Genomic DNA, 17,437 nt, shown 5'->3' with positions numbered 1-17,437 from the left:
CCGAAACGCACAAGGACATACTCATGAGCATTCCCACCATCACCCTGAACAACGGCGTCGAGATTCCCCAGCTCGGCTTCGGCGTCTTCCAGGTGCCCGACGACGAGACCACCGCGGCAGTCAGCGCTGCGCTGGCCGCCGGCTACCGCAGCATCGACACCGCCGCCATCTACGGCAACGAGGCGGGCGTGGGCCGCGCCCTGGCCGCATCCGGCATCCCCCGAGGCGACCTGTTCATCACCACCAAGCTGTGGAACAGCGACCAGGGCTTCCAGAGCACCCTCGCCGCCTACGAGGCCAGCCTGGCCGCGCTCGGTCTCGACTACGTCGACCTGTACCTGATCCACTGGCCCGCGCCGGCGAACGACAACTACGCGGAGTCCTGGCGGGCGATGGAAAAGCTGCTGGCCGACGGCCGCGTTCGTGCAATCGGGGTCTCCAACTTCGCCCCGGAGCACCTCGAGCACCTGGCCGAGACCGCGTCTGTCGTACCGGCCGTGAACCAGGTGGAGCTGCACCCGCGCCTCAACCAGGCCGAGGTGCGGGCCGCCAACGAAGCGCAGGGCATCGCGACCGAGGCCTGGAGCCCGCTGGCCCAGGGCGGACTGCTCGCCGACCCCGTGATCACGGATGTCGCCGGCCGCGTCGGCCGCACCCCCGCGCAGGTCATCCTGCGCTGGCACCTGCAGCAGGGCCGCATCGTGATCCCCAAGTCGGTGACACCCGGCCGCATCATCGAGAACCTGGCCGTGTTCGACTTCGACCTGAGCCCCGCCGACCTGTTGCTGATCGACGGCCTGAACACCGACTCCCGGATCGGGCCGGACCCGATGGTGTTCAACGGCTGAGCCGACCAGTCACCGCGCCGCCCGCTCCAGTCGGGCGGCGCGCACGGCCCTGGCGTAGTGCCGCGCGTTGGTGCTCGAGAGGGCCAGCAGGATCAGAATGTCGAGCGTCACGCTCACCAGCGAGGTGCGCAGGGTGATCTGGGCGCCGTTGAGGGAGTAGTCGGCGAATGAGATCAGGATGCTCGCCGACGCGAACGCCATCGCCACCACCCGGGCCCAGTTGCGGCCGGTGAAAACGAGTGCTGCCAGGCCCAGGTAGAGCACCAGGATGAACCCGTAGCTGCCGAGGAGCCAGCCCAGAATGGCCGCGGCGGCCTGCGGATCGACCGGGTCGAGCCGGGCGCCGTTGATCTCGATGGTGCCGACGAACTCTTGCCATCGGGTGAGCACGGTGACGATGACGAAGCCGCCCGACAACGCCCTGGCCACCATGAGCAGCGACCCGCCGACCACCGACGCGGGGCGTCTGGGCCGCGCGACGTCGGCTTCGCCCGAGCGAGCGCCGGTCATGACAGCCCGGTCACTTCGATCACCGAGCCAGGCTGGCCCGGAGCCTGGCCGACTTGCGCTCCCGCGACACCAGGCTGCCCGGGCAGCAGCATCGCGCGCAGGTCGATCACCGGCAGGTCACCATCCGTCTGGATGTTGTCGCCGCCGCCGTTACGGGAGTGGTAGCCGGTGGCGAAGTCGCGCAGGAGCACGATGCGGGTCTCCGGCACCGCCTGCCGGATGCTCGCCACGATGTGGTCGCGTTCGATATCGGTGTGCTCGTCGATCTTGTGGGTGACCTGCAGTGTGAACAGCGAGAGGCCGACGGCCCGGTCGAAGGTGCCGGCGGCCACCCAGTCCACCCGGTGGCCGCCGGGCAGCATCCAGCCGTCCGGGCAGCGCCAGAATCGCACGTGGTGGCGCTTGGCCGGGTTGTCGGCGACCTCCTGCTGGTAGGCGAAGTCCTGCACGCGGTCAAAGAGCAGCAGCGGGCTCACCGGCGCCTGCAGGTAGCTCCGCCGGCGTACCGTGCTGGACACGATTCGCAGGCTCGAGGCGACGGTCACGTCGTCGGCCCTGGTCCAGCCCGCCGCGGCGAGCGCCGCGTGCACCTGCGCCGCGCTGCCGTTCAGCGCCAGGTTCACCGGGTCGCCGAGCAGGCCATCGCTGGTGCGGGTGCGGCCGATGAAGTAGTTGGGCACATACAACCGGGTGAGAATGCGGTGCAGCCGCGGCAACACCAGATAGGCCAACAACGCCCAGAACAACACGGCGAACCAGAGCAACCCCCAGCCCAGCCCGAGGCTCTCGGTGGCCAGCAGCACCGCCAGCCACACCGATGAGAACCCGGCCAGCACGAAGAAGAACGAGTCCAGGGCGGCGCCGACCGAGACGCGCCGTCGGTCAGGCGGTGCCGCTGTCGTGTCTGGCATGCCGCCATGCTAGTTCGCTCGGCGCGTGGCTGGTGGGTGAGCCGGCGATGGATGCTTGGATAACAGGATGACCTACGACGTCGAGACCCTCCGCACCTCCTTTCCAGCCCTCGCCGCGGGCACGGTGCACTTCGACGGCCCCGGCGGAACGCAGACACCGCGCGTGGTGGGTGAGGCGATTGCCGCCACCCTCACCGGGCCGCTGTCGATCCGCGGCCGGCGCAGCGCCTCCGAACGGAACGCCGACGACGCCGTCACCGAGTTCCGGGCGGCGATGGCCGATCTGCTCGGCGCCGACTCGCTCGGCATCGTCTACGGCCGCAGCGCCACCCAGCTCACCTACGACTTCTCCAGGCACCTCTCGCGCGACTGGGTTCCCGGCGACGAGATCGTGGTGTCGCGCCTCGACCATGACGCCAACATCCGCCCGTGGCTGCAGGCCGCCGACCGGGCCGGGGCCACGGTGGTGTGGGTCGACTTCGATCCGGCCACCGGCGAACTGCCCGTGGCCGCGGTGGCCGCTGTGCTCACCGAGCGCACCCGGCTGGTGGCGGTCACGGCCGCGTCCAACCTGATCGGCACCCGGCCCGACATCGCCGGGATCGCCGCCGCGGTGCATGACGCGGGGGCAGCGCTCTTCGTAGACGGCGTGCACTACACCCCGCACGCCTTCGTGGACCTGACCGCGCTCGGCGCCGACTTCTTCGTCTGCTCTCCCTACAAGTTCTTCGGCCCGCACTGCGGCGTGCTCGCGGCCGACCCCGCGGTTCTGGCCGGCATCCACCCCGACAAGCTGCTGCCGTCGACGGATGTGGTGCCCGAACGCTTCGAACTCGGCACCCTGCCCTACGAAACCATGGCCGGAGTGACCGCGGCCGTGGACTTCCTCGCCGGGCTCGGCGACCTGGTCACCGGCGTGACCTCCCGGCCGAGCAGCAGCCGACGGGAACGCCTGCGGGCCTCGCACCGGCTGGTCGAGGCGCACGAAAACAGCCTGCGGGAACGGCTGGAGGCCGGCCTGGCCGACCTGCCCGGTGTCACGGTGTACTCCCGCGCTGCGCACCGCACCCCCACCGTTTTGGTGGGCTTCGCGGGCCGTGCGGCTGAGGCCGCCGCTGAGCGCCTGGCCGCCCGCGGCGTCCTCGCTCCAGCCGGGTCGTTCTATGCCCTGGAGGCCTCCAGACACCTCGGGCTGGGCGAGGCCGGCGGCTTGAGAATCGGCCTGGCGCCCTACAACACCGCCGCCGAGATCGACGCTCTGCTCGCCGTTCTCGGCGAATTCAGCCGTGACTAGCTTTTTTTCTGGCGCGGGATCCGCCGGCCCGGCAAAAAAACCCGGGCGGACCGGCCCGTTCTCCCAATAAGCTGTGCCCTAGCGACAGAGGGGACACGGATGCCAATCGGCGCTGTCATCGAATTCAGCAACATCACGAAGAGGTTCGGCCAGACCACGGCCGTCAACGACCTCTCGTTCACCGTCGAGCCCGGCCGGGTCACCGGTTTCCTCGGCCCCAACGGTGCCGGCAAGACCACCACCCTGCGGATGCTGCTGGGCCTGGTCACACCTACCTCGGGCACCGCCACCTTCGGCGGGCTGCGCTACCGCGACCTGCCCCGTCCGCTCGATACCGTCGGCGCCGCCCTCGAAGCCGCCAGCTTTCACCCCGGCCGCACCGCCAGCAACCACCTCGGCGTGTACACCCTGGCCGCCGGACTCCCCCGCACCCGCGTCGCCGAGGTGCTACAGCTGGTGGGCTTGGCCGAACACGCCGACCAGCGGGTCGGCGGCTACTCGCTGGGAATGCGCCAGCGCCTGGGCTTGGCGTACTCGCTGCTCGGCGATCCCGGTGTGCTCGTGCTCGACGAGCCGATCAACGGCCTGGACCCTGAGGGCATCAAGTGGATTCGCGGGTTCCTCAGCAGCATGGCCGCAGAGGGACGCACCGTTCTGGTGAGCTCGCACCTGCTCAGTGAGGTGCAGCAGAGCGTCGACGACGTCATCATCATCGCCAAGGGCGAACTCGTGCACTCCGGGCCGCTGTCGAGCCTGGACACCAACGTCGCGCCCCAGGTCATCGTGGACTCCCCGACCAGGGAAACACTGATCGCCGCGCTCACCGACGCCGGTCTTGCGTTCACCTCCGGCCGCACCGGCCTGATCGTGGCCGTGCCCGACCCTGGCCAGGTGGGCCACATCGCCTTCGCGGCGGGTGTGGAACTCAGCGTGCTGCACCGGCAGAAGGCCGGCCTCGAGGACTCCTTCCTCGCCCTCGTCGAAGGAGGCGACTCGCTATGAACCTGATCCTGCGCCCCGTGGCCGCCGAATTCGCCAAGATTCTCAGCACCCGCATGTGGTGGATCCTCGCCCTCGTGCTGTTCGGGTACATCGCCCTGCTCGCCGGCGGCCTGTCCGCCCTGTTCGGCGGTGTGGAGAGCGGCGCCATTAGCCCCGACTCCATGAACTCCGGCGGCGGCGCGGGCCTCTCCACCCTGGGCAGCCTGCCCCCGCTGATCTACAGCTTCGCGGCCTCCGTCGGCTACGTCTTCCCGGTCCTGCTCGGGGCGCTGGCCACCACTGGCGAGTTCCGGCACCAGACCCTCACCCCCACCTTCCTGGCCACCCCGCGCCGTGACCGGGTGCTCGGCGCCAAGACCATCGCGCTGTTCGTGGTGGGCGCGGTGCTCGGCCTGGTCGGCCTGGCCGCATCCGTCGGTGTGGGTGCTCTGGTCTTCAACGGCTTCGGCATCGACCCGCTGCTCGCCGACGGCGAGACCTGGGCACTGATCGGACGAACCGTGCTGGCAATGGCGCTCTGGGCCGTGATCGGCGTGGGCCTGGGCGTGCTCGTGCCCAGCCAGGTCGCCTCGATCGTGATCGTGCTCGCGTTCACCCAGTTCATCGAACCGTTGCTGCGCTTTGCGTCGACCTTCACCGAGGTCACAGCCGACATCGGCAAGTTCCTGCCGGGCGCGGCCTCCGACGCCCTGGTGGGCGCGAGCTTCTTCACCCTGGCGAGCCCCGGCGGATCCGTGCTGGAGCCGTGGCAGGGCGGCCTGGTGCTCCTGGCCTACGGCCTGCTGGCCACCGGGTTCGGCTACCTGATCAGTTGGAAACGCGACGTCACCTAGCTGGTGGCGTACGCATCCGCCGGGCAGAAAGGCCCGGCTCGCGGCCGGATTTCGGCCCGGAGCCGGGTCTAGGGTGAAGGCATGGCTGCTACCGAGTTCCGCGCAATCGTCGTCACCCGCACCGAAGACGAGGCGGGCAAACGCACCCAGTCCTCGGCGCTGACCCGCGTCGGCGATGAAGCGCTGATGGATGGCGACGTCACCGTCGCCGTGGAATTCTCCAGCATCAACTACAAAGACGGTCTCGCCCTGATGGGCAAGCCCGGCGTGGCCAGGGTCTGGCCGCTGATCGCCGGCATCGACCTCGTCGGAACCGTCGAGTCCAGCAGCGACCCGCGCTGGGCCGCCGGAGACCGCGTGATCCTGAACGGCGCCGGCATCGGCGAGAGCCACCACGGCGGCCTGGCCGAACGGGCCCGGGTCTCCGGCGCTTCCCTGGTGCGCCTGCCCGAGGGCGTGAGCGCCTCCCGCGCTGCCGCGATCGGCACCGCCGGCTTCACCGCGATGCTGGCCGTGCTCGCCCTCGAACGCGGCGGCGTCACGCCGGAGTCCGGCGACGTACTGGTGACCGGTGCGGCCGGCGGCGTCGGCTCCATCGCCGTCACCCTGCTGCACGCCCGCGGCTACCGGGTGGTCGCCTCCACCGGCCGCGCCGAGGAGCTCGGCGACTACCTGCGTGGCCTCGGCGCCGCGGAGCTGCTCGACCGGAGCACGATCTCGGAGGCGGGCAAGCCGCTGCAGACCCAGCGCTGGGCGGGCGCGATCGACTCCGTCGGCAGCCACACCCTCGCGAACATCCTCGCCCAGACCAACCAGGGCGGCGTGGTGGCCTCCTGCGGTCTCGCCCAGGGTGCCGACCTGCCCACCACGGTGATGCCGTTCATTCTGCGAGCCGTGACCCTGGCCGGCATCAACTCGGTGGAGGCACCGTTGGCGCTCCGCGAGGAGGCGTGGGGCCGCCTCGCCGATGATCTGGACTTCGACCTGCTCGACGGCCTCACCGAGGTCATCTCGCTCGAGGAGTCATTCGGCGCCGCCGAGCGCATCCTGGCCGGCCAGGTGCACGGGCGCACCGTCGTGGACGTACGCCGCTGACACCCTGACGCGCGAGGAACGTGCGGCTAGGCTTCAGGAATGGCCATTGTCGCATCCGTTTTCGTCGCCCTCGCGGCGCTCCTGCACGTCTACATCTTCCTGATGGAGAGCGCCTGGTGGACCCGGCCGAAGATCTGGCAGCGGTTCGGCCTGGCCAATCAGGCGGATGCCGAGACCACCAAGCCGCTGGCCTACAACCAGGGCTTCTACAACCTGTTTCTCGCCGTGGGCGCGATTCTCGGCCTGTTCCTCTACTTCGGCGGGCCCGAGCAGGCCGGTGCGGCACTCATCCTGTTCAGCACCGCGTCGATGTTCCTGGCCGCGATCGTTCTCACCACCACCGGACCCGGCCGCGTGAAGTCTGCACTCACGCAGGGTACGCTGCCGCTGATCGGCTTCATCCTGTTCCTGTTCGCCTAGGCACCGGCCATGGCGGGCTTTTGTCGAAAGGACCGTTGTGACCTCCGTTCTCCTCTTCCACCACGCCCAGGGCCTCACCGACGGGGTGCAGCTGTTCGCCCAGCGCCTGCGAGACGCCGGCCACGACGTCGTCGTTCCCGACCTCTACGAAGGCCGCACCTTCGACGACCTCGACGAGGGAGTGGCCAACGCCGAGTCGATCGGCTTCGAGACCATCATCGAGCGCGGGGTCGCCGCAGCGGATGCCCTGCCAGCGAACACCGTGTACGCCGGCTTCTCCCTGGGCACGCTGCCCGCGCAGAAACTTGCGCAGAGCCGGGCCGGCGCACTCGGGGCGTTGCTGTACCACGGCGGCATCCCGACGGCGTCGTTCGGGTCGGAGTGGCCGGAGCCGGTGCCGCTGCAGGTGCACATCACCGAGGGCGACGAGTGGGTGGAGCTGGATGAGGTGGAGCAGTTGGTCGGCGAGGCCGCCCACGCCGAACTCTTCATCTACCCGGGGTCGGCGCATCTGGTAGCCGACTCCACCCTGCCGTCGTATGACGAGGAGATCGCCGAGCTGATCATCGCCCGCACAATCCAGTTCCTCGACCGGCTGGCCTGACCCGCGCCACGAGCGTCGCTGGTCGAGCGTGTCGCCGGCCGAGCGTATCGCCGGTCGAGCTGGTCGAGACCTGGTGGCAAGTGCGCGTGCCGGTCTGGCACGATGGGGAGCATGACCGACGACGCGCCATCCGTACTGCAGACCGTGGGTGCCCGGCTGCGTGAGCTGCGCCTGCAGAGCGGACGCACCCAGGCGCAGCTGTCGGCGACCACCGGAATCTCGGAGAGCACTCTCTCCCGGCTGGAGTCCGGGCAGCGCAAGCCCACCCTCGAGCTGCTGCTCGCGCTGTCGGCCGCGCACGACGTGACCCTCGACGACCTCGTGCACACGCCGGAGCACGATGACCCGCGGCTGGACCAGCGGCCGTTTGTGCGGCACGGCCGCACCTTCGTGCCGCTCAGCCGCACCCCGGGTGGCCTGCAGGCCTACAAGGTGATCCTGCCCGGGCGCGGCCCCGACGACGTGTTGGAGAAGCGCACCCACGAGGGATTCGACTGGTTCTACGTACTCAGCGGCAAGCTGCGTCTGGCCCTGGGCGAGCACGACCTGCTCCTCGGGGTGGGCGAGGTGGCCGAGTTCGACACCAGGGTGCCGCACGCCTTCGGCAGTGCTGGGCCTGAGCCCACCGAGATTCTCAGCCTCTTCGGCCAGACCGGTGAACGCATCCATGTGCGCGCGAGCACGATCCGCTGAGAGCGTCCCGGGGCCGTGCCGCCGCGAGTCTAAGCCGTGGGCTCAGCGCCGTCGGCCGGCGTCACGGGAGCGGCCGGCGCCGGCTTCCTGGCCGGCTTCGCCGCGACCGGCTTCGGCGGGGTGGCCGGCTTATCTGCCCCGGCTGGATCGCCGGTCTGCGCCGGTTCCTTGGGCTTGACCGTGCGGGCGCGCCTGACCGGCTTGACCGGTTCGGTCGCAGCGGCAGCGACGTCTGCGGTGGCGTCGGACACCACCGGCGCCTTCGTCCTGGTGCGCTTGACCGGAGTGACCTTCGCGGCAGGCGCCTCGTTCACATCGCTCGATTCGGCGGCGGGCTCTGCCACGACAGCGGGCTTGACCGGCCTGGCGCGCTTGACCGGCTTCGCGGCCTTCTCGGCCTTGGCGGCCTTGGCCGTCGCCGCGGCTTCAGCCTCGGCCACAGCAGCTGCCTCCGTACCGGCGGCGTCGAGCTTGAGCGAAGCGATCAGATCCGGGGCGTGGTTGGTCGACAGCACGAGCCGGGCGAACTCGTCACCGACGAGGTCGATCACCACAGCCTGGCGCTTGCGCTTGATCGCGAGAAAGTCCTTGCCGCCGTGGAACTTCCACACGCCGACGGCCACGACGAGCGGCACCAGGGTGCCAGGGGCACGGATGCCGCGCACCCAGATCCACGGATCATCCGTGATCGTGACCGATCGGATGTTTTCCCGCTGCACCACCACGTTCTCCCGGCGAAGCGCCAGCGTCTTCTCCGCGGGCGTCAGGTGAATCTCCAGCCGATCGGGATGTACGCGCAAGGAAGCCATTCCCCCAGTCTGCCGGGTCCGGCTGGAAAACCCCCTGTCGCTTCCTCACAAAGACGTAACGCCGACGCCGTGGAGTGCCGCACCGCCGCCGCACCGCGAGGCACCCACGCACCACCTCCGCAGGCGGCCCAGCCTGCGCAATTGCTCCGAACTGTTGCCCGTGCGGACTGTTGCGCCCGGTGCACCGGACGCAGAAGTCCGCTTCGGCAACAGTTGGCGGCGCTGGGGCGGCGGCCAGTGTGGCCGCGGGTGGGCTAGGCGGCCGGGCGGGCCTCCGCTGCGGCCTTGGCCGCGGCCGGCAGGGCCTCGAGGATGCGGCCGATCGAGTCGCCGTCGTGCGCGGCCGACACGAACCAGGCCTCGAACACCGACGGCGGCAACGAGATTCCCTGGTCGAGCATCGCGTGGAAGAACGGTCCGTACCGGAACGTCTCCTGGCGCTGCACCTCGGCGTAGCTGCGCGGCGGCGTGATCGCGGCGTCCTGGCCGAAGACGAAGCTGAACAGGTTGCCGGCGTGCTGCACGCTGTGCGCGACGCCCTCGGCGAAGAGCGCGCTGGAGACGGCCTCCGAGAGCAGCTCGGCGGTCTCGTCCAGGCGCGCATACACGGCGGCATCGGCCGCGGTGAGGGTGGCGATGCCGGCGGCGACGGCCACCGGGTTGCCCGACAACGTTCCGGCCTGGTAGACCGGTCCGGCCGGGGCCAGGAAGTCCATCACGTCGGCCCGGCCGCCGAGGGCCGCGACCGGCAGTCCGCCACCGATGACCTTGCCGTAGGTGAACAGGTCGGGAGTGTAGTTCTCGCCGTCCTCGGCCTGCAGCGCCCAGAAGCCACCCGGGTTGACCCGGAAGCCGGTGAGGACCTCGTCGACGATGAGCAGCGCACCGAACTCGTGCGCGAGGTCGCAGAGGGCCGCGTTGAAGCCGGCATCCGGGGCGACGACGCCCATGTTGGCGGCGGCGGCTTCGGTGATGACCGCGGCGATCTGGCCGGGGTACGCCTCGAAGGCGGCGCGCACGGCGCCTAGGTCGTTGTACGGCAGCACCAGGGTCTGCGCGGCGGTGGCGGCAGTGACACCGGCCGATCCGGGCAGCGCGAGCGTGGCCAGGCCGCTTCCGGCCTCGGCCAGCAGGCCGTCGGAGTGGCCGTGGTAGTGCCCGGCGAACTTGATCAGCAGGTCACGCTGGGTGAACCCGCGTGCCAGCCGGATGGCGGTCATGGTGGCTTCGGTTCCGGTGGAGACCAACCGGAGCTTCTCGATCGCGCCCACGCGGCCCTTGATCAGCTCGGCCAGTTCGGTCTCGCCGGGAGTCGACGCGCCGAAGGACAGTCCGAGTGCGGCGGCGTCCTGCACGGCGGCGACCACGGCGGGGTGGGCGTGGCCGAGTATCGCGGGGCCCCAGGAGCTGACCAGGTCGACGTAGTCGCGGCCGTCGGAATCGGTGACGTATGCTCCGGCGGCCTTCACGAGGAACAGTGGGGTGCCGCCGACCGAGCGGAACGCGCGCACGGGCGAGTTGACGCCGCCGGGAATGGAGAGCTGGGCCCGGGCGAAGAGCTCGTCGTTGTGGGTGGTGGCGGTCATCGGGCATCCGTTTCGGTGAGCCAGGCGGCGAGTTCGACCGCCCAGTAGGTGAGAATCGCGTCGGCGCCGGCACGGCGGATGCTGAGCACCGACTCCTCGATGGCGCGGCGGCGGTCGATCCAGCCCTGCGCGGCAGCGGCCTCGATCATGGCGTATTCGCCGGAGACCTGGTAGGCCCAGACCGGAACCTCGCTCATCGCGGCGACCTCGGCGAGCACGTCGAGGTAGCTGCCGGCGGGCTTGACCATGACGACGTCGGCGCCCTCGTCGATGTCGATGCGGGCCTCGCGCACGCCCTCGCGGCGGTTGGCCGGGTCGAGCTGGTAGGTGCGGCGGTCGCCGACCAGGGTGGACTGCACGGCCTCGCGGAACGGGCCGTAATAGGCGGAGGCGTACTTGGCCGAGTACGCGAGCACGGCGGTGTCGGCGTAGCCGGCGGTGTCGAGGGTGGCGCGCACGGAGGCGACCTGGCCGTCCATCATGCCGGACAGGCCGAGCAGCGCCGAGCCGGCCTCGGCCTGGGCGAGTGCCATGTCGTTGTAGCGCAGCAGGGTGGCGTCATTGTCGACGGAGCCGTCGGCGGCGAGCACGCCGCAGTGGCCGTGGTCGGTGAATTCGTCGAGGCACAGGTCGGTCTGCACCACCAGCGCGTCGCCCACCTCGGCGACCACGGCGCGGGTGGCGGCGTTCAGGATGCCGTCCGGATCGGTGGCGCCGGTACCGGTGGCGTCCCGCACCGTGGGCACGCCGAAGAGCATCACCCCGCCGATGCCGGCCGCCGCAGCCTCGGCCACCGCGCGGCGGGCGCCGTCGAGGCTGTGCTGCACGACGCCGGGCATCGAGGAGATCGGGGTGGAGTCGTTTCCTTCACGTACGAACAGCGGCAGAACGAGTTCGGCGGGGTGGAGACGGGTTTCGCTGGCCAGGCGGCGGAGTGCGGGGGTGCTGCGCAGTCGTCGCGGGCGGATGACGGGGTTTATCACCCGACCAGCCTAGGCCTCCCGCCTGAGTGCGGGGGCGGTGGGCGCTTCGGCGGAGCCCGGGGCGGCGGGGCGGTCGTGTGGAGCGCGCGTGCCGGCTGGAGCGACCAGGAATGTGATGACGGCCGCGACGGCGAGAACGACGGCGCCCACGAACATCGACGCGCTCAAACCGACGGCGAAGGCCTCCCTGGCCGCGTCGACGAGGGCCTGCCCCTCGGGCCCGAGAGAGCCGGCCAGGCCGATCGCCGCACCGGCACCGGCGTCCACGACCTCGCGCACCGCATTGGGCACATCGGCCAGCACCGGGGCGATATCGGCACGGTAGAAGCTGACCAGGATGCTGGAGAGCACCGCGATGCCGAGCACACCGCCCACCTCACGGGTGATGTCGTTGACGGCGCTGGCGACAGAGCGGCGTTCAGCGGGCAGGCCGTCGATGATCAGTTCGGTTCCCGGTGCGATTCCCATGCCGAAGCCCACCCCGAAGATGAGGACTCCCCCGCCGAGCAGCCAGAGCGAGGGGTCCAGGCCCCCGATGAGTCCCCAGCCGATCAGGGTGAAGCCGAGAGCCATCAGGAGCAGGCCCAGAGCGCCGGGCACCCGGGCGCCGACTCTTTTCGTGAGCGCTGCGGCGGCCCCGATGCCGGCTCCCACGCCGACAGGAACCACGAGAAGGGCGAGCGCGGCACCGAGGGGGCTGTACTCGAGCACAATTTGCAGGTACTGCGGCGACAGGACGAAGAACCCGAGTGAGGCGAAGAACTGCACGGTGACGATCGCGGACCCGGCCGCCAACCCGCGATTGCGGAACAGCCGGACGTCCAGCGACGGCGCCGCCGCTCGCAGCTGGTGCACGACGAACCCGATGAAGCCGACCGCGCCCACCCCGAGGGCAACCAGGGTCACCGCGTCGAGCCACCCGCGCTGCGGACCCTCGACAACACCGAAGACCAGGCCGGCCAGGGCCAGCACCGACCACAGCGCGCCGACCGGGTCCAGCGACAGCGCCGGATTGCGGTTCTGGGCGACCAGGGCCAACACCGGCAGAATGATCATCAGGGCAACGGCACCGAAGAGGATCTGTACGCTGCCCCACCACCAGAACTCCAGGAGCGCCCCGGCCACGATTGTTCCGGCGACGGCGCCGGCTGAGCTCACCCCCGACCAGACGCCGATGGCGAAGGTGCGCCGTTCCGGCGGATACGCGTCGACGAGTGCCGACAACGTCACCGGGAATACCGCCGCCGCGCCGACCCCCGCCAGGGCGCGCAGGGCGATGAACCAGCCGGCGTCGGGCGAGAACGCCGAGGCGAGGTTCGCCGCCCCGAAGATGACCAGGCCGGCGACGAGGATGGTGCGGCGCCCGATGCGGTCCGCGGCGATGCCGGCGGTGAGCAGGAGCGCGGCGAAGGTCAGGGCGTAGGCATCGATGATCCAGGTCAATTCGGACTGGTCGGCTTCGAGGTCTGCGGCGATGTCGGGAAGGGCGATGGCCAGGGCCGAGTTTCCCGCAACTACGAGGGCCAATCCCGCGCAGAGCACGCTCAGCAGGCTGCGGAGTCGACCATCGGACAGGACCTGACCGTGCCGGCCGCCGGGCGCGGACGCTGAGTCGGAGGGATTCTGCATGTCAATTCTCCTATTCATTCGGTATCCGAGTCACTCCGCAACGGAGCTAATTGCGAACTAGAATAGCCCCATGAGCGAGCACAACGCCACCCCCGATCCGGAAGATATCGAGCGTGCTCGGATGTCGGCCGCCGACGTCTCCTGGTCGCTGCGCGCGGTCAATCGAGCGGCCGGCAATCTCGATCACGCCCTCGCCGCCAAGGTGGGCCTGCGCTCGCTCGACTACGAGGCCATGGGTCACATCATGGACAGCGAAACGAGCCCGCTCGGCCCCGCCGAACTCGGGGCGCGCCTGGGCATCAGCACCGGATCCGCCACCGAACTCGCCGACAGGTTGGAGAAGGCTGGGCACGTCACTCGCTCGCGCGACGACCTCGACCGGCGCCGGGTGCACCTGGTGCCGCAGGCGCACGCTGTCGCCCGCATCCTCGGTGAACTGGGTCCGCTCTTCGCCGCCCTCGACACCCTGGCTGAGCAGTTCACGGAGCAGGAGAACGCCGTGATCAGCCGCTATCTGCGGTCAGCGGCCGCCGAACTGGACGCCCATGCAGAGGCGCTGTCGGTCGGCCACCGGCCGAACTGACCTGCTAGAGGTCGCGGGGGGCGAGGCGCACAAGCGCCTCGATGAGGGACTCGGCGCTGGGGGCGTCGGCGACGACGTCGACGTGCAGACCGATGGCCGCCGCATCCTTGGCGGTGCGCGGGCCGATGCAGGCGATCAGCGTGGTGCGCGGGATGGGGCCGAGCTGGTCCTGCACCTGCTGCGCGACACTGCCGCTGGTGACGAGAACGGCGTGCACCCGACCGGCCTTCACGTCGGCGACGACGCGGTCGGCGACGGGCACACCCACCGTGCGGTAGGCGACGACCGACTCCACATCGTGGCCGATCCGGCGCAGGCCCTCGGTGAGCAGCGGCTTGGCGATCTCCGAGCGCAGGGTGAGCACCCGCAGCTGGATGGCGCCGTGCGTGGCCGCCTCCCACTCCGCGAGCAGGCCCTTGGCCGAGTTGTCCTCGGCCGGCACGATGTCCACGTGGTAACCGGCGGCAACGAGCGCCGCGGCCGTGGTCTCGCCGACCGCGGCGATGCGGGTGCCCGGCGCCACGACGGCCCGGTGCGACGACAGAACATCAACGGTGGTGGCGCTGGTCACGGTCATCCAGTCGAAGTCGCCGGCGGCGAGCTTGGCCAGCGCGGTTTCGAGGGCGGCGGCGTCGTCGGTGGGCGCGAAGTTGATCATCGGCGCCACGATCGGCATGGCACCGCGCGAGCGCAGGTTGGCAGCGACCTGGTCGCCCCAGGGCCCGCCGCGGGGCACGAGAACGCGCCAGCCGGCCAGGGGCTTCTCGGGGTTGAACCGCGGGGCGTTCACGAGGTCACCGTGAGCGGGGCGAATTCGGCGGCGCCGCCGGCGAGCAGCTCCCGGGCGGCGCGGTCGGCGACGTCGTGCGCGGCATCGAGCAGGTCGGCCGCGGAGTGCGATTCCGGGGTTGCCGCGTGCGAGGCGGTGATGCGGCGGGTGCCGTCGGGGCTGTAGACGGTGGCGGTAAGGAAGAGCAGACCGTCGTCGAGCACCGCGGTCGCCCCGATCGGGGCAGCGCAACCAGCCTCGAGCCGGGCGAGCACGTGGCGCTCGGCCGTGACCGTGGCCTGGGTGGTGGCGTGGTTGAGCACGGCCAGCGCCTTGGCGAGCAGGCGGTCCGGCTTCACGTCGCGCACCTCGATCGCGAGGGCGCCCTGCCCGGGCGCCGTGGGCCAGTCGGAGAGTTCGAGGAACTCGGTGGCCAGGTTCTCCAGCAGGCCGAGCCGGCTGAGTCCGGCGGCGGCGAGCACCACGGCGTGCAGCTTCTCGTCGGTGACGAGGGCGAGCCGGGTGTCGACGTTGCCGCGGATGTCGACGACGTCGAGGTCCGGGCGCTGCTCTCGCAGCTGTGCGGCGCGACGCGGCGAACCGGTGCCCACCTTGGCGCCCTCCGGCAGAGTGGCGAGGGTGAGTCCGTCACGGGCGACGAGCACGTCGCGCGCATCGGCGCGCTTGGGCGTGGCGCCGATGGTGAGGCCGGGGTAGACGTCGGTGGGCAGGTCCTTGAAGGAGTGCACCACCACGTCGCACTCGTCGTTCAGCAGGGATTCGCGCAGGGCGCTGGCGAACACGCCGGTGCCGCCGAGGCTGGAGAGGGACTCGCGTGAGACGTCACCGTGCGTGGTGATCGGCACGATCTCGATGTCGACGCCGGCAGCGGCTGCGATGCGGTTCGCCACCGCGGTGGTCTGGGCCAGGGCGAGGGCGCTCCCCCTGGTACCCACTCGGATGACGCTCACGGGGCGATACCAGCGACGGCCGGCTTGAAGCCGAGCCGCACGTTCTCGCAACAGCCCGGCCGGCAGATGTCATACCAGGGGCCGAGGTCGGTGAGGGCGGGCCGGTCGGCCGGCTCGGTGTCGGCCAGGCGTTCTTCGACCAGGTCGATCAGGCCGCTGACAAAGACCGGGTCAGCGCCGGGCGTGGGCACGCGCACCGAGAACAGGCCGTGCTCCTTGGCCGATTCGGTGGCCTCGTTGTCGAGGTCCCACATGACCTCCATGTGGTCGCTGACGAAGCCGAGCGGCACGATGACGACGGCGCGGATGCCACGGGCGGGCAGCAACGCGATGGCGTCGTTGATGTCGGGCTCGAGCCACGGCATGCTGGGCGGCCCGCTGCGGGACTGGTAGACCAGCTGCCACGGGGTGTCGAGGCCCTGCATGACCACATCGGCCACGGCCAGGTGCTGGGCGGCATAGGCGCCGCCCTCGCCGAAGCCGCGCTCGGCCGGGCCGCTCTTGGCGGCATCCGTCGACGGGATCGAGTGCGTCGAGAACAGCACCTCGACCTCGGTCGTGAGGTTGATGCCGGGGTTCGCGGCCTCGATCTCGGCCAGGCCGTTGCGCACACCCTCGATGAACGGGGTGACGAAGCCGGGGTGGTCGAAGAACTGGCGGATCTTGTCGATCTGCACGGTTCCGGTCAACCCGGTGGTCTCCAGCGCCTGGGCGAAGTCCTCGCGGTACTGGCGGCAGCCGGAGTACGAGCTGTAGGCGCTGGTTGCGATGGCGAGCAGGCGGTCCTGGCCGGCGGCGTGCGCTTCGGCGATGGTGTCGGGCAGGTACGGTGCCCAGTTGCGGTTGCCCCAGATCACCGGCAGATCGATGCCACGACGGTCGAGCTCGGCCTGCAGGGCGGCACGGAGAACCCGGTTCTGGTGGTTGATCGGGCTGATGCCGCCGAAGTGGCGGTAGTGCACCGCGACCTCTTCGAGGCGTTCTTCCGGGATGCCGCGGCCCCGGGTGACGTTGCGCAGGAACGGGATCACGTCGTCCTGGCCCTCTGGGCCGCCGAAACCGGCGAGCAGCAGGGCGTCGTATTTGGTCATTACTGCAGGACCTCCACGAGCTCCGCGGTGGTGATGCGGCGGCCGGTGTAGAACGGAACCTCTTCGCGCACGTGGCGGCGGGCTTCGGTGGCGCGCAGTTCGCGCATCAGGTCGACCAGCTCGGTGAGCTCGTCGGACTCGATCGGCAGCAGCCACTCGTAGTCGCCGAGGGCGAAGGAGGAGACGGTGTTGGCAATAGCGCCACGGAACGCGGCACCCTTGCGGCCGTGGTCGGCGAGCATCTTGCCGCGCTCGGCTTCGGGCAGCAGGTACCACTCGTAGCTGCGCACGAACGGGTACACGGTGAGCCAGGCCTTGGGCTCGATGCCGCGCAGGAAGCCGGGAACGTGGCTCTTGTTGAATTCGGCGTCGCGGTGCACACCCATCGCGTTCCAGGTGGGCAACAGGCTCTTGAGCAGGCGGCTGCGACGCAACTCGCGGTTGGCCCACTGCAGGCTCTGGGCTTCGTCGGCGTGCGTCCAGATCATCACGTCGGCGTCGGCGCGGAGGCCGGAGACGTCGTAGAACCCGCGGACCGTCACGCCTTCGGCCTCGACGAGGGCAATGATGCCGTCGAGTTCGTCGACGAAACGCGGAACGTCCCGGCCGTCGAGGTCGTCGGGGTTGGCCGGGTCCTTGCGCAGCACAGTGAAGAGGGTGAATCCGGAGGGCGAAGCCTCGGTGGGTTCAGCCTCTGACGAGGTGTGCGAATCGGGGGTGGGCGTGGTTGTGTCTACTGCCTCTCCGGCAGCCGGGTGAGTCATGTGTACTAGTCTCTACCGCTTTGCTCGGAGAGCCAAAAGTAG

Annotated in this window: 19 protein-coding genes; 9 read left to right on the top strand and 10 right to left on the bottom strand. The window is 70.3% G+C overall.

The genetic code is table 11. The features are described from left to right. Window positions 1–23 precede the first annotated feature (23 nt). A complete protein-coding gene (locus CTB96_RS05600; RefSeq protein WP_110125867.1) occupies window positions 24–848 on the top strand; it encodes an aldo/keto reductase in 825 nt (274 codons plus the stop codon). A 9-nt stretch (window positions 849–857) separates the two neighbouring features. On the opposite strand, the gene CTB96_RS05595 is transcribed toward CTB96_RS05600, so the two are convergent. Both CTB96_RS05595 and CTB96_RS05590 read right to left on the bottom strand, forming a co-directional pair. Then, complete coding sequence (locus CTB96_RS05595; protein WP_110125866.1) at window positions 858–1,358, bottom strand: hypothetical protein; 501 nt, start codon at window positions 1,356–1,358, stop codon at window positions 858–860. Further along, window positions 1,355–2,269: an LssY C-terminal domain-containing protein gene (locus CTB96_RS05590; protein WP_110125865.1), complete on the bottom strand. Its 915-nt coding sequence runs from the start codon at window positions 2,267–2,269 to the stop codon at window positions 1,355–1,357. Before CTB96_RS05590 ends, CTB96_RS05595 begins: the two co-directional genes overlap by 4 nt. 67 nt (window positions 2,270–2,336) lie before the next feature. Here CTB96_RS05590 and CTB96_RS05585 point away from each other — a divergent pair, with 67 nt between their 5' ends. From CTB96_RS05585 to CTB96_RS05555, 7 genes are all read left to right on the top strand, one after another. Next, on the top strand, window positions 2,337–3,563 hold the full coding sequence (locus CTB96_RS05585; protein WP_110125864.1) for a cysteine desulfurase-like protein: 1,227 nt from the start codon (window positions 2,337–2,339) through the stop codon (window positions 3,561–3,563). Between the two features lie 99 nt (window positions 3,564–3,662). Further along, window positions 3,663–4,565: an ATP-binding cassette domain-containing protein gene (locus CTB96_RS05580; protein WP_110125863.1), complete on the top strand. Its 903-nt coding sequence runs from the start codon at window positions 3,663–3,665 to the stop codon at window positions 4,563–4,565. Beyond that, window positions 4,562–5,398, top strand: a complete 837-nt coding sequence (locus tag CTB96_RS05575) for an ABC transporter permease (protein WP_110125862.1) — start codon at window positions 4,562–4,564, stop codon at window positions 5,396–5,398. Before CTB96_RS05580 ends, CTB96_RS05575 begins: the two co-directional genes overlap by 4 nt. A gap of 81 nt (window positions 5,399–5,479) precedes the next feature. Then, window positions 5,480–6,493 (top strand): MDR family oxidoreductase, encoded by a 1,014-nt coding sequence (locus tag CTB96_RS05570; protein ID WP_110125861.1) that lies wholly within the window; start codon window positions 5,480–5,482, stop codon window positions 6,491–6,493. A gap of 39 nt (window positions 6,494–6,532) precedes the next feature. Continuing rightward, the gene (locus CTB96_RS05565) at window positions 6,533–6,913 is read left to right on the top strand and encodes a DUF1304 domain-containing protein (RefSeq protein ID WP_110125860.1); all 381 of its coding nucleotides are present in this window, start codon (window positions 6,533–6,535) and stop codon (window positions 6,911–6,913) included. A 37-nt stretch (window positions 6,914–6,950) separates the two neighbouring features. Next, window positions 6,951–7,517 carry a dienelactone hydrolase family protein gene (locus tag CTB96_RS05560; protein ID WP_110125859.1) on the top strand — a complete coding sequence of 189 codons (567 nt, stop codon included), beginning with the start codon at window positions 6,951–6,953 and terminating at the stop codon, window positions 7,515–7,517. 111 nt (window positions 7,518–7,628) lie between these two features. Continuing rightward, a complete protein-coding gene (locus CTB96_RS05555) occupies window positions 7,629–8,210 on the top strand; it encodes a helix-turn-helix domain-containing protein (protein WP_181397150.1) in 582 nt (193 codons plus the stop codon). Window positions 8,211–8,239: 29 nt separating this feature from the next. Here the strand turns inward: CTB96_RS05555 and CTB96_RS20465 are convergent, their stop codons facing one another. From CTB96_RS20465 to CTB96_RS05535, 4 genes are all read right to left on the bottom strand, one after another. Beyond that, a complete protein-coding gene (locus tag CTB96_RS20465; protein WP_181397149.1) occupies window positions 8,240–9,019 on the bottom strand; it encodes a hypothetical protein in 780 nt (259 codons plus the stop codon). A gap of 254 nt (window positions 9,020–9,273) precedes the next feature. After that, entirely contained in the window at window positions 9,274–10,605 is a 1,332-nt protein-coding gene (gene hemL, locus CTB96_RS05545) for a glutamate-1-semialdehyde 2,1-aminomutase (RefSeq protein WP_110125857.1), read from the bottom strand. Further along, complete coding sequence (gene hemB / locus CTB96_RS05540) at window positions 10,602–11,585, bottom strand: porphobilinogen synthase (protein WP_427846464.1); 984 nt, start codon at window positions 11,583–11,585, stop codon at window positions 10,602–10,604. The genes hemL and hemB overlap by 4 nt, the downstream gene beginning before the upstream one ends. 12 nt (window positions 11,586–11,597) lie before the next feature. Then, window positions 11,598–13,217 (bottom strand): MFS transporter, encoded by a 1,620-nt coding sequence (locus CTB96_RS05535; RefSeq protein WP_181397148.1) that lies wholly within the window; start codon window positions 13,215–13,217, stop codon window positions 11,598–11,600. A 70-nt stretch (window positions 13,218–13,287) separates the two neighbouring features. Here CTB96_RS05535 and CTB96_RS05530 point away from each other — a divergent pair, with 70 nt between their 5' ends. Beyond that, window positions 13,288–13,800, top strand: coding sequence for a MarR family winged helix-turn-helix transcriptional regulator (locus CTB96_RS05530; RefSeq protein ID WP_110125854.1), 513 nt, complete (start codon window positions 13,288–13,290; stop codon window positions 13,798–13,800). Between the two features lie 4 nt (window positions 13,801–13,804). Here the strand turns inward: CTB96_RS05530 and CTB96_RS05525 are convergent, their stop codons facing one another. Genes CTB96_RS05525 through hemQ form a run of 4 tightly spaced genes read right to left on the bottom strand, consistent with a single transcriptional unit; the run spans window position 13,805 to window position 17,395 of the window. Then, a complete protein-coding gene (locus CTB96_RS05525) occupies window positions 13,805–14,590 on the bottom strand; it encodes a uroporphyrinogen-III synthase (RefSeq protein WP_110125853.1) in 786 nt (261 codons plus the stop codon). Next, window positions 14,587–15,540, bottom strand: coding sequence for a hydroxymethylbilane synthase (hemC, locus tag CTB96_RS05520; protein WP_110125852.1), 954 nt, complete (start codon window positions 15,538–15,540; stop codon window positions 14,587–14,589). Before hemC ends, CTB96_RS05525 begins: the two co-directional genes overlap by 4 nt. Beyond that, a complete protein-coding gene (locus CTB96_RS05515) occupies window positions 15,537–16,631 on the bottom strand; it encodes a ferrochelatase (RefSeq protein WP_110125851.1) in 1,095 nt (364 codons plus the stop codon). Before CTB96_RS05515 ends, hemC begins: the two co-directional genes overlap by 4 nt. Continuing rightward, window positions 16,631–17,395 (bottom strand): hydrogen peroxide-dependent heme synthase, encoded by a 765-nt coding sequence (gene hemQ, locus CTB96_RS05510; protein ID WP_110125850.1) that lies wholly within the window; start codon window positions 17,393–17,395, stop codon window positions 16,631–16,633. Before hemQ ends, CTB96_RS05515 begins: the two co-directional genes overlap by 1 nt. Between the last annotated feature and the right edge of the window lie 42 nt (window positions 17,396–17,437).

It is taken from the genome of Cryobacterium arcticum (genome assembly GCF_003185895.1).
In the GTDB taxonomy this organism is placed as follows: Bacteria; Actinomycetota; Actinomycetes; order Actinomycetales; family Microbacteriaceae; genus Cryobacterium; species Cryobacterium arcticum.
This window is presented reverse-complemented; position numbering and strand designations above follow the sequence as displayed.